We start from the raw sequence: 15,435 nt of genomic DNA, 5'->3' as shown, positions 1-15,435 counted from the left end.
AGCCTCGCCTTACTGGAATGCGGGACTAAATTACGACACTATTGTGTTGTGTATTCCATGACCAACGCCACTGCTGTGCCTGTCGCCCGGCACGGGGCCTCCGCTGTCACAGCGGAACGCGGCGCCATGCCCGCCGGGCCGGTGGCTGACGCCGACGAGCGCACGCGCGACCGCGTCCTCGCGGCCGTCCTGGAACACGGACCCGTCAGCGCCGCCGAACTGGGAGACCTCCTGGGATTCACGCCGGCCGCCGTCCGCAGGCACCTGGACCACCTGTCCCGTGCTGGCGTCATCGAGGTCAAGCGGGTGGCAAAGTCCGGCAGCGGTGCAGGCCGCCCGGCACGCCGCTACGTGCTCAGCTCCCAGGGCCAGTCAAGCCTCGGCAACGACTACCTCGACATTGCCGCCCTCGCCCTCCAGCAGCTCCAGAAGGTTGCAGGGCCGGACGCCGTGCGGGCCTTCGCCGTCGAGCGTTTCGCTGACATGGAACGCCGCTACGCCCCGGAAATCGACCAGGCCGGCCCGGACATCACCGACCGCGCCAAGGCCCTGGCGGACGCCCTGAGCCGCGACAATTTCGTGGCCTCGGCCGCCTCCATCGAAGCCAAGGCTCCGCTGCCCGCCGCGCTTTCCAGCGTCCAGCTCTGCCAGGGCCACTGCCCCATCCAGCAGCTCGCCGCCCGCTTCCCCGTGTTCTGCGACGTGGAAACCGAAGTGTTCTCCAGGCTGGTGGGCGTTGACGTGCGCCGGCTTTCCACCCTGGCCCGCGGCGGCCACGTCTGCACCACCCACATACCCACAGGCCGGCTGTCTGCCGGAGGGCCCCCAACGCCCCCGGCAGCCCCCGCCAGCCTGACTGAAGTAAACAACCATCAGCAAGAAAGGCCGTGATGACGGACCAACTATCAGAGAAAGCAGTAGCCGAAAACACTGTGATCTCGGAGATTCTCGAGAAGAATCCCGAGCTTCACGGCATCGGCAACTACGAGTACGGCTGGGCCGACAAGAACGACGCCGGCGCCAACGCACGCCGTGGGCTCAACGAAGAAGTGGTCCGGGACATTTCGGCCAAGAAGAGCGAGCCGGAGTGGATGCTTGACCTCCGCCTCAAAGGCCTGAAGTACTTCGACCGCAAGCCCATGCCCACCTGGGGCGCGGACCTTTCCGGCATCGACTTCGACAACATCAAGTACTTCGTCCGCTCCACGGAGAAGCAGGCTGCCACGTGGGAAGACCTGCCCGAGGACATCAAGAACACCTACGACAAGCTGGGCATCCCCGAAGCTGAAAAGCAGCGCCTGGTATCCGGCGTCGCCGCCCAGTACGAGTCCGAGGTGGTGTACCACCAGCTGCGCGAGGACCTTGAGCGGCAGGGTGTCATCTTCCTGGACACCGACACCGCGCTCAAGGAACACCCCGAGATCTTCCAGGAGTACTTCGGCACGGTGATCCCCGTGGGCGACAACAAGTTCGCGTCGCTGAACACCTCCGTCTGGTCCGGCGGCTCCTTCGTCTACGTCCCCAAGGGCGTCCACGTGGACATCCCGCTGCAGGCATACTTCCGCATCAACACGGAAAACATGGGCCAGTTCGAGCGGACCCTGATCATCGCGGACGAGGACTCCTACGTCCACTACATCGAAGGCTGCACCGCGCCGATCTACACCTCGGACTCGCTGCACTCCGCCGTGGTGGAGATCATCGTGAAGAAGGGCGCCCGCGTCCGCTACACCACCATCCAGAACTGGTCCAACAACGTGTACAACCTGGTGACCAAGCGTGCCATCTGCGAAGAGGGCGCCACCATGGAATGGGTCGACGGCAACATCGGCTCCAAGGTGACCATGAAGTACCCTGCCGTCTACCTCGTCGGCGAGCACGCCAAGGGTGAGACGCTGTCCATCGCGTTCGCCGGCGAAGGCCAGCACCAGGACACCGGCTCGAAGATGGTGCACATTGCGCCCAACACCAAGAGCTCCATCATTTCCAAGTCCGTGGCCCGTGGCGGTGGACGTGCGGCGTACCGCGGCCTCGTGCAGGTCCGCGAAGGCGCCAAGCACTCGGCCAACACTGTCCGCTGCGACGCGCTGCTCGTTGACACGATCAGCCGCTCGGACACCTACCCGTACATCGACATCCGCGAGGATGACGTTGTGATGGGCCACGAGGCAACTGTTTCCCGGGTCAGCGAAGAGCAGCTCTTCTACCTGATGTCCCGCGGCATGCGCGAAGACGAGGCCATGGCGATGATCGTCCGCGGCTTCATCGAGCCGATTGCCCGCGAGCTCCCCATGGAGTACGCACTTGAGCTGAACCGCCTGATTGAACTGCAGATGGAAGGGTCCGTCGGATAACGATGACTGAAATCACTACTGAAAAGGCTCGCATCGGCGCGCCTTCAGCCCAGCCGTTCATCGACGGCTTCACCGAAGAAGGCGAAAGCCTCTCGCCCATCAACGCGGCAGGCGCCAAGGCCCCGCTGGCCGGCGCTGCGGCGAAAAGCCACTCGCACGGCGGCGGCGTCGGTGTTCCGGACAGCTCGCGCGCCGGCCGCCTGACGTCCTACAAGCTTGCCGACTTCAAGCCGCTCACCGGCATGGAGGAAGACTGGCGCTTCACCCCGCTCAAGCGGCTCCGCGGGCTGCACTCCGAGGTCCTGTCCGGCGCGGCACCCACCGTCGTGGTCACCGGGCCGGAGGAAGTCACCGTGGAGAGCGTCGGCCGCGACGACCGCCGCATCGGCACCGCGGGTATTCCCGAGGACCGCGTCTCCGCCAACGCCTGGGAGAACTTTGCCGGCGCCACCGTGGTGACCATCCCTTCCGAGTTCGAAGCGCTCACGGAAGTCAGCGTCGACCTTGAAGGCACCTCACTGGACCCGGCTGCCCAGCACCTGGTGATTGTTGCGGAGAAGTTCTCCAAGGCAGTTGTTGTCCTGAACCACCGGGGCTCCGCCATCGTCTCCGAAAACGTGGAGATCATCGTGGAAGACGGCGCCAGCCTGACCGTCATCACGCTCCAGGAATGGAACGACGACGCCGTCCACGCCTCCTCCCAGCAGGCGAAGATCGGCCGCGACGCCAAGCTCAAGCACGTCATGGTGAGCCTGGGCGGCGACCTGGTCCGCGTTACGCCGTCGGCCCGTTTCACCGCCCCCGGCGGCGAGGCCGAAATGTTCGGCCTGTACTTCGCCGACGCCGGGCAGCACCTGGAGCAGCGCCTGTTCGTTGACCACGCCGTGGCCAACTGCAAGTCCAACGTGCTCTACAAGGGTGCACTGCAGGGCCGCAACGCCCACGCGGTGTGGGTTGGCGACGTCCTGATCCGCAAGGAAGCCGAAGGCACCGATACGTACGAGGCCAACCGCAACCTGCTGCTGACAGACGGTGCCCGTGCCGACTCCGTGCCCAACCTCGAAATCGAGACCGGGCTGATCGAGGGTGCAGGCCACGCCAGCGCCACCGGCCGAATGGATGACGAGCACCTGTTCTACCTCATGGCCCGCGGCATCCCTGAGGATGTTGCCCGCCGCCTGGTGGTCCGCGGCTTCCTGAACGAGATCATCCAGCAGATCAAGGTCCCCTCCATCGAGGAACGGCTGACCGAGGCTGTTGAGCACGAACTCGCTCTGACGGACAACTAGAAGGCACGGAGCACGGTTACACATGACTGACCAGCCAAAGGGCGAGCTTGTCTGCAAGGCGGATGAAATCCAGCTGAAGCAGGCGCTGCGGATCCTGATTGATGACTACCCCGTGGCGATCGTCAAGGACTCCATGGGGGAGATCCACGCGATTGGCGACACCTGCTCGCACGCGGACATTTCGCTGTCCGAGGGCGAGGTGGAGGGCTGCGCCATCGAGTGCTGGGGCCACGGCTCCCAGTTCGACCTGCGCAGCGGTGAACCGCTGCAGCTCCCGGCCTACGATCCGGTCCCGGTGTTCGCCGTCGAGATCGTCGGGGACGAGGTCTACGTGGACGTCACCAATGTCCTCAACGGCGCCGAGGCTCCCAACTTCAGCTAGCACCACAGAATTACGAACCAACTTCCAGACAGAGACCGCACCGCCGCCGCCCAGGCCCGGTGCAGAGGAGAACAAGACACATGTCTACTCTTGAGATCAAGGACCTGCACGTCAGCATTGAGACGGAGCAGGGCACCAAGGAAATCCTGAAGGGCGTCAGCCTGACCATCCGGACCGGCGAAACCCACGCCATCATGGGCCCCAACGGCTCCGGCAAGTCCACGCTGGCCTCCACCATCGCAGGCCACCCGCGCTACAACGTCACCAGCGGCACCATCACCCTGGACGGCGAAGACGTCCTGGAAATGAGCGTTGACGAGCGTGCCCGCGCCGGCGTCTTCCTTGCCATGCAGTACCCGGTGGAGGTCCCCGGCGTGAGCATGACCAACTTCCTGCGCACCGCCAAGACCGCCATCGACGGCGAAGCCCCCAAGCTCCGCACCTGGACCAAGGACGTCAAGGCTGCCATGGAACAGCTGCGCATCGATGCCGACTTCGCCCAGCGCAACGTCAACGAGGGCTTCTCCGGCGGTGAGAAGAAGCGGGTGGAAATCCTCCAGCTGGAACTCTTCAAGCCCAAGTTCGCCATCCTGGACGAGACCGACTCCGGCCTGGACGTTGACGCGCTCAAGGTTGTTTCCGAGGGCGTCAACCGCGCTCACGCCGAAGGCAAGATGGGCACCCTGCTCATCACGCACTACACCCGCATCCTGCGCTACATCAAGCCTGACTTCGTGCACGTGTTCGTGGACGGCCAGGTTGTTGAGGAAGGCGGCCCGGAGCTTGCCGACCGCCTCGAAGAAGAAGGCTACGACCGCTACGCCAAGGGTGCCGGCGCAGCCGCTGCACCCGCCGTGGCGCAGGCCTAGTAAGGACACCCGCCATGACCGAAATCAACACGGCACGCACGAGCCTTGAGGACGTCGAGGAGGCGCTGAAGGATGTCATCGACCCCGAACTCGGCGTCAACATCGTTGACCTGGGCCTGCTGTACGGCCTGAAGTACTCGGACGACGACGGCGCACTGCTGATCGACATGACGCTGACCACCGCGGCCTGCCCGCTCACCGACGTGCTCGAGGAGCAGGTGGGCAAGGCCCTGGACGGCGTTGTTGACGACTGGCGCCTCAACTGGGTCTGGATGCCGCCATGGGGTCCGGAACGGATCACCGACGACGGCAAGGACCAGATGCGGGCCCTCGGCTTCAACATCTAGCAGTACGACGACGACGGGCACCTTTCGCAGGAAAGGTGCCCGTCGTCGTTTAATGCGGGAGGCTTTGGCGGATTACAACGTCGGTGCCGAGAACGTGTCGCACTGGTTGATGTCGCCGGTTTCGTAGCCCGTGTAGAACCAGCGCTGGCGCTGTTCGCTGGAGCCGTGGGTCCACGCTTCGGGGGAGACCCGCCCGGTGGCCGCTTCCTGGATCCGGTCGTCACCAACAGCGGAGGCGGCGGACAGGGCGTCGTTCAGGTCCTGCTGGGTGAGGGGTTCCAGGAACGGCTGGCCGTCGGGCCCGGGCTGGGTTGATGCATGCTTGGCCCAGAGGCCCGCGTAGCAGTCGGCCTGCAGTTCCACGCGCACGGCGCCTGATTCAGGTCCCTGGGGATCCTGCTGGGCCTGGTCGAGGTTTCCCAGTACGTTCTGGATGTGGTGCCCGAACTCGTGGGCCACCACATATTCCTGCGCCAGGGGTCCGCCCGAGGAGCCGAACCTGTCCACCAGCTCCTGGAAGAATCCGGGGTCGAAGTACGCGGTGGTGTCGGTGGGGCAGTAGAAGGGTCCAACAGCACTGGAGGCCGTGCCGCAACCGGTGCTGACACCCTGCTCAAAGATCACGGTCTCCGGCTGCGGGTACTGCACGTTGTACTGCTGCAGGTAGGCGGGCCAGAAGGCGTTCAGGCTGTTCACGGTGCCGGTAATGCGGCAGTCCACCCGGGCATCCGCGTCCGCTCCTGTCAGGCAGGCGGGCGCCGTACCCTGGCTCTGCGGCTCCTGACCGGCGCCGGCCAGGCCTTCCAGCAACTGTGGATTGACACCCAGGAGTGCCGCGATGAGCAGGATGAGGCCACCGCCGATCCCGCCGCCCACTTTTACTCCGCGGCCCATGCCTCGCCGGTCCTGGACCTGGGAGGGATCCAGCTGCACATTGTCGTTGAAACTCATAAAGTCACAATACCCGCGGACCAGAAGCTCAACCGGTGCCGGCCGGTAAAGTTGATCCGATGCCTTTCCTGAACAGAATCCAGCGCTGGGCCGAGGAACGGCCCCACGACACCGCCGTCGTAATTGCCGGGCGCCGCCTCTCCTGGGCGGAGCTCCGGGACTCCGCTGCGGCACTGGTACCCCACACCAAATCCGTGACCTCCTTGTGCGAGGCCAACTCGGTTGACTTCGCGGCAAAATTTGCCGCGGCCGTGGCCGCGGGCCGCCAATGCGCCGTCCTCGATCCTGCCTGGCCGGGCCCGCTGCAGGAGGACCTGAAGCGGCGCGTGGACGCCTGCGCCCAACCCGCGGCGGTATCCCCGGATGACGAGCTCACGGACGGCGATCCCGGGTCCACCTTCCTCATCGGGCTCACGTCCGGTACCACGTCGATTCCAAAAGCTTTCACGCGGTCCCGGCGGTCCTGGCAGGAATCCTTTGAGGCCTCCATCGAATTCTTCGGGCTCCGTGCGGACGATGTGACCCTGGCGCCGGGCCCCCTTGCCGCCAGCCTCAACCTGTACGCGCTGGCTGAATGCCTCTACGCTGGTTCGGAATTCCAGACCCTTGAAAGCTTTGACGTGGGCGACGTCCATGCCGCCATCACCCACGACCGCGTCACCCGGCTGGTGCTGGTACCCACCATGCTGCGGATGCTCAGCGAGCGCGGCCTGACCGGATGCGTGGATGCCTCCGGCGTCCGGAGCATCATTTGTGCCGGCTCGAAGCTGGACTCAAGGACCCTTGAGGCTGCCCGCCGCTGGGCCCCGAATGCCACCATCTTCGAGTACTACGGCGCTTCCGAGCTGAGTTTCGTCTCAGGGGCGGGGCTGGCCGCCAGCCAGCTCGCCGTACTGGGTGGAACGGGGATCGGCCGGGCGTTTCCGGGTGTGGACGTGCGGATCCTCGATGACTCGGGGCAGCCGCTGCCCGACGGGGAGGCCGGAAACATCTGCGTCCGCAGCGCCATGGTCAGCAACGGCTACCTCTGGGGTGATGACGGGGAGGCCCTGAAGTCCTTTGACGGCTGGTTCACGGTGGGCGACCAGGGATACCTGGCCGAAGGGGAACTGCACATCCTGGGCCGCCGCGCGGACATGATCCTCACCTCAGGCAGGAACGTCTACCCGCATGAGGTGGAACTGGCACTGGCAGCGGTGCCGGGTGTGTCCGCCGCCGTCGCGGCCGGAATGCCGGACGACCTGCGCGGGGAACGGGTCGTGGCCGGTGTTGTCCCCTCCCATGGCGGCATCACGGCCACCCAGCTCCGTGCCGGGCTTGAGGACCTCCTTGCCCGGGACAAGCGCCCGCTCCAGTACTACCTTCTGTCCGAACTCCCCACCACGGACCGGGGCAAGGTCAGCCGCAACCTCCTGCTGGACTGGATCGCTTCCCGGGACCGCAGGGTGCGCAGCCTTGACAGCTGAGATGCTCCCCCCGGACCGGCAGCCTGTCATCATTGCCGCCCGCCGCACCCCGGTGTGCCGCACCAACGGTGCGCTCCGGGGCCTGCGTGCCCACGAACTGCTCGCGCCCGTGCTCCGGGAGCTCCTGGCGGGAACGGGGGTGGAGCCCGGCAGAGTCGCCGACGTTGTGATCGGCAACGCCGTGGGCGGCGGGGGAAACGTTGCACGCCTCGCCCTGCTGGAGGCGGGGCTGCCCGTCAGCGTTCCGGGGATTACCGTGGACCGCCAGTGCGGCTCCGGACTCGACGCGGTGGTCCTGGCATCGCGGCTGGTGGCTGCGGGCGGAAACCCGCTGTACCTCGCCGGGGGAGTGGAGAGCACCAGTACAGCGCCGCTGCGCGCCTACAGGAACGACGACGGCGGGCCGGACTTCTACGCGCGGGCACAGTTTGTGCCGGCCGGCTTCGGCGATCCGGACATGGGCGTGGCTGCCGAAAACGTGGCGCGGGAGTTCGGCGTCAGCCGGGAACGCCAGGACGCGTTTGCCCTGCGCAGCCACCGCCTGGCGCTTGCCGCCAGGGACGCCGGGGTGTTCGACGGCGAGCTGGTCCCCCTGGATACGGGCGCAGCGACTGCCAGTGCGGACGATGGCCCCAGGCGGGGGCTCAACGCCGCCGTCCTGGCCCGGTTCCCCGCCGCCTTCGTTGACGGGGGAACTGTCACCGCAGGGAACTCCTGCTTCGACGCCGACGCCGCATCCGCCGTCGTTATCACGTCCCTGCAACGGGCACGGAACCTGGGCGCCGTGGACGGGGTGCTGGTGCTGGGCAGCGGGACGGCTGGAGTGGATCCTGAACTGCTGGGCGTCGGCGCCGCAGCCGCAGCACGGGACGTTCTGTCAGCCGCTGGGGTGTCAGCGGACCAGGTGGATCTGGTGGAATTCAACGAGGCCTTCGCGTCGCAGACGCTTGCCTGCCTGGACCAGGTGGGAATTGATGCTGAGCGGGCCAACCTCGACGGCGGCGCGCTGGCTCTGGGCCACGCCTACGGCGCGTCCGGTGCCGTCCTGGTGACCCGCCTGCTCGCCCAGGCACGCCGGTCCGAAACGCCGGGAAGCCTGGCGCTGGCGATGATCAGCAGCGCCGGCGGCATGGGCACCGCTGCGCTGCTGGAATACCAGCGACTCTAAGGCGCGGTGCCCCGGCGGGGGCGTCAGTCTTCCGCTTCCCCGAGGCCGCGGGCGGCGAGCGCCTCACCTGTCTGGCGCGCAAACGCCACCGAGGTGATGAAAACAGGGAGGATCAGGGCCCGCGGATTGCGCTCCAGCCCCCGTGCCCGGGCGGAGTCCCGGACATCGGCGAAGGCGCCGGCGATGTAGGGGATGCTCCGCAGCATGATGGCGATCGTCAGGGCGAACCGCTCGGGGTCGGCGCCGAAGCGCTTGAAAGGGCCCGCTGCCCTGACCACTCCGTCAAGGAGCCGTTGCACGGGAGTGGTGGCAGTGAGCAGGGATGCAGCCACGACGCAGACCAGGATGTTCAGGATAATCCGCGCCGCCGTCGGGGCTCCCAGCATCCACCACTGGAACACCCCGATGACTGCCAGCACGGCGGCGAGCGGCCGGATGGCGGCCCAGAGCTTTTTCAGGCCCGCTCCGGTCAGGAGGAACAAGCCGCAGAGCCCGGCCAGGACTGCCAGCGACACCCGCCAGTCCACCACAATGAACGAGGCCAGGCCGCAGCCGAAGACCAGGAGGAACTTCAGCCCCAGGGGTGCCCGGTGGATGAAGGACTGTCCCGGCACGTAATTGGCCAGCAGGAAGCCGTGGCCCCTCATCGCGGTTTTCCCGCCGGCAAGCCGTCGCGGCACAACGTCCGGTAGTGGTCGACGGCCGGCGCCGCGCCGCCGTCGAACACCACCTCGCCCTTTTCGATGACCAGCACCCTGTCCATCTCCAATGCCAGCTCAAGGTCATGGGTGGACATGATGATCTGCTGGTCCAGCCCTGCCAGGGTCCTGCGCAGGAGTTCACGGTTACGGAGGTCCAGGAGGGTGGACGGCTCATCGAGGACCAGCAGCGACGGGTTCACCGCGAGCACTGCGGCCAGGGCCATGAGCTGCCGTTCCCCGCCGGACAGCTCGTAGATGCTCTGGTCCGCCAGTTCCAGCAGGCCCAGCCGGTCCAGGGCCGCTTCGGCCGCTTGCCGCCTCTCCTTACCGTTGCGGACGGAGCGCCGCAGGGACAGCTCCACGTCCTCCCGGCCGGTGGGCATCACCAGCTGGGACAGCGGATCGGTGAAGACAAAACCCACGTTCCGGCGCACTGTCCGGACGTCGCGGACCGTATCCGCGCCGTCCACCGTGACCTTGCCCACCGTCGGCTGGACCAGGCCGTTGACCAGGCGGAGCAGTGTGGACTTACCGGAGCCGTTGGCTCCGATGACGCCGATCCGCTGTTCGGTGAGCTCCAGGCTTATGGCCTCGAGCAGGACTTTCAATTCCGGTGCGCTGTCGGTTTCGACGGCGACCGTCACGCTATCAAAGGTCACGGCGGGCATGGCGGGTCCCTTATGCCCTGGCAGGCTGGGCGGCACTGCGCCTGACGCGGCGCACCAGGATGTCCGGGAAGGCGCGGTGGAGTGCGACGGCGATGACGGCGGCCAAGATGTTCTTCACCATGTCACCCGGGTAGAACACCAGGTCGCTCAGGAAAGCCTGCCCGAGCGTGGCCTTGGTGTTCAGCGCGATCCCGGCGATGCCGAGGGAATGCACCACAACGGCGCTGGTGACGGCGGCAGAGAGGAAGAACCACAGCGCCCTGGCCTTGGTGGTCCGCCGGATCACGATGGTGGCCAGCCAGCCCACAACGCAGGCAGCGATCGGGAAGGCGATGATGTAGCCGGCTGAAGGGCCGGCGAGGATCCCCAGGCCGCTGCGGCCCTGGCTGAAGATGGGCAGGCCGGCGAGCCCCAGCAGGGTGTAGAGTCCCACGGCGGCGAAGGCCCGTCCCGGTCCAAGAACCAGGCCGGTCAGCATCACGGCCAGCGTCTGGAAAGTGATGGGGACGCCGAATCCGTTCACGGCCAGGCCGGGGACCAGGGCTGCGCCGGCAACCAGGGCGGCGAAGACGGCGATCAGGCCAAGGTCGGTGGCGTTCCAGCGGCGGCGCCCGGTGCTGGCGGGATTCTTGAAGGCGGTGTCGGTGTTGCTCATGGCAGTCCTGTCGGGGTTGTACAAGCGGAATCTAATGTACTGCCGACGTTACTGGTGCGGAACTGCGGGCATTTTGTAGGGGGTCTACTAATCGGGTTGCCTGCAGCTACATGCTGGGCACAAAGGTGGTGCGTTTTCCCTTCCGCGTTGTGGTGAAGGTGGTGCCTTGGAGGGACAACCGTCATTCGATGACGTAGCGCTGCATCATGTCGTTGTCCTCGTGTTCGAGGATGTGGCAGTGCCAGACGTACTCGCCAGTGAACGAGGAGCCGATGGCCAAGGGTGCTCCACCCGCTGCACCCGCCCCAAATGGAACACTGATCCGTGTCACTTCTCCCGGCATCGACACGACGGTGTCCTTCCAGCCCCGCTCGTTGGCCGGTGCCGCCTTGGGGCGGCCCATCAGGAACGGCGTGACCGGCACGCTGCTGCCCTGGCCCGGCGTCACCAGCCCGGTGGCAGGATCCACGTATCCGGTGGCGGCAAGGTATTTGCCGACGTCGAAACGCTGGCGGTCGAGGACCTGGAACTGGGTGAAATGGAGGTGGATGGGGTGCGCGTCCACTGTTGTGTTGATCAGCTCCCACTCCTCAAGGGTGTCGCCCTGCACGGCGGTGATGTCGGTGGTGTGGAAGGGGCGGTTGTTCAACAGGGCCATGATGGGGATGCCCGCGGCATTAAGAACTTCCACGAGGGTCATCTGGCGGGTGGCCGCCGTGGGCAGTCCTGCCAGCCTCGTCATGGGCTGGGGCCGCAACTTCGCCGGCAGCGGCGCCGTGTAGCCTTTCTGGCTTTGCACGGTGAACTGCATGATTTCGCGGAGGGGAACCCCGCCTTGCTTCGCCGAGACCGGGCCGTCCGGATAGGGGGTGGGGGCATTGTTGCCCAGGACCACCTTGGATCCGGCGGACAGGCCGGCAAAGTCCACCACAAGGTCTGCCCGCTCGCCCGGGCCCAGGACCAGTTTGTTGAGCTTTGCCGGGGCGTCGAGGAGACCCCCGTCCGTGCCGATCTGGGCGAACGCGAGCGCGTTTCCGCCCGCCACGAACTTGAGGTTGTAGAACCTTGCGTTGGACCCGTTGTACACGCGGAACCGGTACTTTCCCCGGTCCACGTCCAGGTTCGGCCAGCATTTTCCGTTGACCGTTGCCACATCCCCGAAAAACTCCGGCGCCCAGGGCCGTGGGGTGCCGTCGCTGGTTGTCAGCTCCGGATTGGGCGGGTAGGCGAAGGATCCATCGGGATTGAACATCCGGTCCTGGATGACCAGGGGCACCTCGTATGGGGGCGGCGGGAGGTGGGTTCCGTCTCCGGTGTCGATTCCGGTCCCGGACGGCCCCGGGGTGTCCCGGATGAGGTAGCCGCCGGCCAGCCCGGCGTAGACGTTAAGGCGGGTGATGCCCAGCGCATGGTCGTGGTACCAGAGCCCGGCGGCATCCTGGTTGTTGTCGTAATGGTAGGTGTAGGAGCTGCCGGGGGAAAAGACCTGTTCCGGGCCGCCGTCGGACCCTGGCCTGGTGTTGCCGCCATGCAGGTGGGTCGAGGTGCGCGGGGCGTTGGCGTCGTCGCTGCCGGGCGGCACCAGCTCATTGTCGACGGCGAATGCCAGCGGGTGCTCTCCCAGCTGGTTGTGCACAGTGAGGGCGAACGGGGTGCCGCGTTGGGCGACGATGACGGGCCCGAGGTACGTTTGTGACGCGCCGGCAGCCCGGTAGGCGAACGTGTCCGTGGGGTCAAGCTGGCTATGGAAGTTGTGCTCGGCGTTGAGCATGGATAGTTCGGTCTGGCCGCCCGCCCGCATATCGAGGACCCCTAGTTCGGCCAGCGTGGGCAGCTGCTCGGAGAACATCGTCAGGGGACCGGCCTGCCGGGCAAGTGTGCGGGCAGCCAGGGCGGCATCCGGGTGGACCAGGATGCCGGCGCCGGCGACTGCACCGGCCTGCAACAACTGGCGTCGGGTTAGATACATCGCAGACTCTTTTCGCTCGAAAGATGAGTCCCCCTTGATTGACGGTACGAGTCCGGTGCGGGTCTGGAACAGGGCCGTTGGGCCCGGTTCACGGCACCTCAAGATTGGCTGAAGAAATCGGAAGGATGGAAACGTTTCCTTCCTTCCGCCGTCACTGCTTCCTATGGTGGTCTTACAAGCTCGTCTAGGGGGGGGATTCTTTGGTAACCGACGATGCGCCTGCTGGAAGGAGAAACCAAGAAGCCATCCGCCAGCAGTTTCGTCCCGCACCCGGTGTGTGTATCCCGGGCCCGCAACGAACCCGCCTTCTCTCACCGCAGGCCATGCCGATTTCGACTTCCGCCCCCGGCTGGGAAAGGACCCGCTGATGAGATACGTTCCGGCTGCACTCATGTCCGATGGCCCTCCGAGGAAGATACGCGGGATCGTGTGGATCGTCCTTGGCGCGGTCTTGGCGATCTCGCTGGTGGCGTACGCGGTGTTCACTGCCACCAGGCCGGCGCCCGCAGCCCTTCAATCGCCGGCGAAGAATGTCATCTATCTGCTGGGCGACGGGATGGGCCGCTCCCATGTCACGGCGGCCAGGGAGCGCTACTACGGTGCCGAGGGCAGGCTGGTAATGGAAAGCCTCCCGTCCCACGGTTCGGTCAGCACCTATTCCGTGGAGAAGAACTCCGGCCAGCCCGGGCAGGCCGGCTTCGTGCCGGAGCTGGTCACCGCGTCCCCGGCTGCGGCCACAGCCTTCGCCTCGGGGGTGAAAACGTATAACACTGCCATCGGCGTGGACGCCAAGGGTGTTGTGGTGCCGACCATCATGGAGTTGGCCAAACAGGCCGGCTACCGCACAGGCAACGTTTCCACTGCCGAAGTGACCGATGCAACGCCCGCCGGGCAGATGAGCCACGTCCTCGCCCGCGGCTGCCAGGGACCGGACTACTCCGCCGATGCTTGCCAGGACACCGATGTCACCGGCGAAAAGTTGCCCACCAGCGATGTCCGGGTCACCCCGATCGCGGACCAGATCGCCCGCAATGGCACCGCCGACGTCATTTTCGGCGGTGGCATGGCCCGGTTTGACGCCAAGGATGAAACCGCGTTGAAGGAGCAGGGCTACTCGATCCTGGGATCTGTGTCGAGCCGGATCCCCGCCACACGCGCCGACCTGAACGGGGCCTCGGGTGAAAAGGTTTTTGGACTGTTCAACACCGGAAACCTGACCCTTGAAAAGGCCAAGAAGGACAACCCCGACAAACCCCAGGCGGAGGAGCCGTCCCTGCAGGAGATGACCCAGAAGGCCATCGAACTGCTGAACCAGGACCAGAGTAACGGCAAGGGTTTCTACCTGCAGGTTGAAGGTGCCCTGATCGACAAGCGCTCCCACGACAATGACGCGGCCCAGACACTGGATGAAGTCAAAGCCTTCGACGACGCCGTTGCCGCTGCCCTGGACTTCGCGAAAAGGGACGGCAACACCCTGGTTATTGTGACCGCAGACCACGAAACGGGTGGTTTCAACATTATTGAAAAGGGCTCCTTCACGAACGCGGAAGCAGCCGGGCCCCCACCGAACGTCGATTTCGGGAACAGCGCCAACAGTTCCACCCCGACCCGGAATGGCGGAAACTTCAAAGACGAGGAGCGCTCGACCGGAATCATCAACGGCGAAGGTTCAGAGGATCCGAAGAACTTCGGCCCGGCCACCTTCCGGACCCCCAATGACCCCTCCGACGTCAAGGACGGTTCCAAGGAAGCCAGCCTTTGGCTGTCCTACGCCTCGGGAAACCACACGGGCGCCGACGTGCCCATATACGCCTACGGGCGGGGTGCGGAACAGCTGCAGGGCAGCGTGGACAACACCGACCTGTTCGACATCGTGGGCCAGGCCCTGCGCGTCCTGCGCTGAGATTAGCGTGAACTACCACTGCAGGATGGCCGCAATCCGGGTATTGGACACCCCGCGGACGCCGCATACCCAGGAGGGGACACGATGAACCGCAAACCCTGGATTCTCCTGATGGCAGCCCTCGCTGCTGCCTCGCTGGCTGTGCTTGCCTCCGCCGTACTGGGTGGTCGGACATCTGCCCCCGCGCCCGGCGCCGGCAGCGTCCCGCAGGCATCCGCTGCCGCCAAAACAACCTTCCCTGGCCTGGTCAGTGCCGAAGGGGAACCGGACTTGGCAGGACTCGGGACAACCCGGCCGGCCCCGGGCCAGATCCTTGAAATCCAAGGCCCGTTCGATGACAGGATCCTGTTCCAGGACCTGGCTTTTGATGGACAGGCTGCCACCGGGGCAGTCAGAGTCACCAGTGATGTCAGCGACCTGCTCGAACTCCAGGTGCTCGCCGGCTTCTACGATGACCGCGGCAACCTCCTTGGCACGGCCCGTTTTGTGCACCATCTCGGCGCAGAAGGCCATGCACACTCCGGACCGTCTGAAGAAGGAGAAGAGTTCAGCATCCCTGTACCGGCCGGGCTTGCACCCCAAGCTGTCTCAGCAGCAGTAGGCGTACCCGTCCTCGTCAACGAGTAGCGCGGAAACGCGCACCGGATCGCCCGTATGTGCCGGTACCAGGTGTGCATAGTTCTGGTTTTCGCCGACGGTTTCCCTGCCGGTTG

The 15,435-nt window shown here is 65.8% G+C and carries 15 protein-coding genes; 10 read left to right on the top strand and 5 right to left on the bottom strand.

All coding sequences use genetic code 11. The features are described from left to right. The first annotated feature begins 48 nt into the window (after window positions 1–48). The 6 genes from ACKAE7_RS02460 (at window position 49) to ACKAE7_RS02435 (ending at window position 5,241) form a co-directional block, all read left to right on the top strand. The gene (locus tag ACKAE7_RS02460) at window positions 49–891 is read left to right on the top strand and encodes a helix-turn-helix transcriptional regulator (protein WP_408978425.1); all 843 of its coding nucleotides are present in this window, start codon (window positions 49–51) and stop codon (window positions 889–891) included. Next, on the top strand, window positions 891–2,354 hold the full coding sequence (sufB, locus tag ACKAE7_RS02455; RefSeq protein ID WP_104187272.1) for a Fe-S cluster assembly protein SufB: 1,464 nt from the start codon (window positions 891–893) through the stop codon (window positions 2,352–2,354). The genes ACKAE7_RS02460 and sufB overlap by 1 nt, the downstream gene beginning before the upstream one ends. Before the next feature lie 2 nt (window positions 2,355–2,356). After that, a complete protein-coding gene (sufD, locus tag ACKAE7_RS02450; protein WP_408978424.1) occupies window positions 2,357–3,643 on the top strand; it encodes a Fe-S cluster assembly protein SufD in 1,287 nt (428 codons plus the stop codon). Window positions 3,644–3,665: 22 nt separating this feature from the next. Beyond that, window positions 3,666–4,025, top strand: a complete 360-nt coding sequence (locus ACKAE7_RS02445; RefSeq protein WP_104187267.1) for a non-heme iron oxygenase ferredoxin subunit — start codon at window positions 3,666–3,668, stop codon at window positions 4,023–4,025. Window positions 4,026–4,105: 80 nt separating this feature from the next. After that, window positions 4,106–4,894 carry a Fe-S cluster assembly ATPase SufC gene (sufC, locus tag ACKAE7_RS02440; protein ID WP_188808955.1) on the top strand — a complete coding sequence of 263 codons (789 nt, stop codon included), beginning with the start codon at window positions 4,106–4,108 and terminating at the stop codon, window positions 4,892–4,894. A 14-nt stretch (window positions 4,895–4,908) separates the two neighbouring features. After that, window positions 4,909–5,241, top strand: a complete 333-nt coding sequence (locus tag ACKAE7_RS02435) for a metal-sulfur cluster assembly factor (protein WP_157242355.1) — start codon at window positions 4,909–4,911, stop codon at window positions 5,239–5,241. A 72-nt stretch (window positions 5,242–5,313) separates the two neighbouring features. On the opposite strand, the gene ACKAE7_RS02430 is transcribed toward ACKAE7_RS02435, so the two are convergent. Further along, on the bottom strand, window positions 5,314–6,192 hold the full coding sequence (locus ACKAE7_RS02430) for a neutral zinc metallopeptidase (RefSeq protein WP_190611755.1): 879 nt from the start codon (window positions 6,190–6,192) through the stop codon (window positions 5,314–5,316). A 59-nt stretch (window positions 6,193–6,251) separates the two neighbouring features. On the opposite strand from ACKAE7_RS02430, the gene ACKAE7_RS02425 reads away from it, so the two are divergent. After that, window positions 6,252–7,658, top strand: coding sequence for a class I adenylate-forming enzyme family protein (locus tag ACKAE7_RS02425; protein ID WP_408978423.1), 1,407 nt, complete (start codon window positions 6,252–6,254; stop codon window positions 7,656–7,658). A gap of 1 nt (window position 7,659) precedes the next feature. Next, entirely contained in the window at window positions 7,660–8,826 is a 1,167-nt protein-coding gene (locus tag ACKAE7_RS02420; RefSeq protein WP_408978422.1) for a thiolase family protein, read from the top strand. Window positions 8,827–8,849: 23 nt separating this feature from the next. On the opposite strand, the gene ACKAE7_RS02415 is transcribed toward ACKAE7_RS02420, so the two are convergent. From ACKAE7_RS02415 to ACKAE7_RS02400, 4 genes are all read right to left on the bottom strand, one after another. After that, window positions 8,850–9,473: an energy-coupling factor transporter transmembrane component T family protein gene (locus ACKAE7_RS02415; RefSeq protein ID WP_408978421.1), complete on the bottom strand. Its 624-nt coding sequence runs from the start codon at window positions 9,471–9,473 to the stop codon at window positions 8,850–8,852. Continuing rightward, window positions 9,470–10,195, bottom strand: a complete 726-nt coding sequence (locus ACKAE7_RS02410) for an energy-coupling factor ABC transporter ATP-binding protein (protein WP_408978420.1) — start codon at window positions 10,193–10,195, stop codon at window positions 9,470–9,472. Before ACKAE7_RS02410 ends, ACKAE7_RS02415 begins: the two co-directional genes overlap by 4 nt. A 10-nt stretch (window positions 10,196–10,205) precedes the next feature. After that, window positions 10,206–10,850, bottom strand: coding sequence for a biotin transporter BioY (locus ACKAE7_RS02405; protein ID WP_190611740.1), 645 nt, complete (start codon window positions 10,848–10,850; stop codon window positions 10,206–10,208). 181 nt (window positions 10,851–11,031) lie between these two features. After that, on the bottom strand, window positions 11,032–12,819 hold the full coding sequence (locus ACKAE7_RS02400; protein ID WP_188808949.1) for a multicopper oxidase family protein: 1,788 nt from the start codon (window positions 12,817–12,819) through the stop codon (window positions 11,032–11,034). 367 nt (window positions 12,820–13,186) lie between these two features. Between ACKAE7_RS02400 and ACKAE7_RS02395 the strand changes: the two genes are divergently transcribed. Together ACKAE7_RS02395 and ACKAE7_RS02390 are read left to right on the top strand one after the other, a co-directional pair. Further along, a complete protein-coding gene (locus ACKAE7_RS02395) occupies window positions 13,187–14,722 on the top strand; it encodes an alkaline phosphatase (protein WP_408978419.1) in 1,536 nt (511 codons plus the stop codon). Between the two features lie 84 nt (window positions 14,723–14,806). After that, window positions 14,807–15,349 (top strand): hypothetical protein, encoded by a 543-nt coding sequence (locus ACKAE7_RS02390; RefSeq protein ID WP_408978418.1) that lies wholly within the window; start codon window positions 14,807–14,809, stop codon window positions 15,347–15,349. Window positions 15,350–15,435: the final 86 nt, after the last annotated feature.

It is taken from the genome of Pseudarthrobacter sp. NKDBFgelt, from assembly GCF_046097905.1.
Classification (GTDB): Bacteria; Actinomycetota; Actinomycetes; order Actinomycetales; family Micrococcaceae; genus Arthrobacter; species Arthrobacter polychromogenes.
The sequence above is the reverse complement of the archived record's forward strand: the minus strand, read 5'-3'. Positions and strand labels throughout refer to the sequence as shown.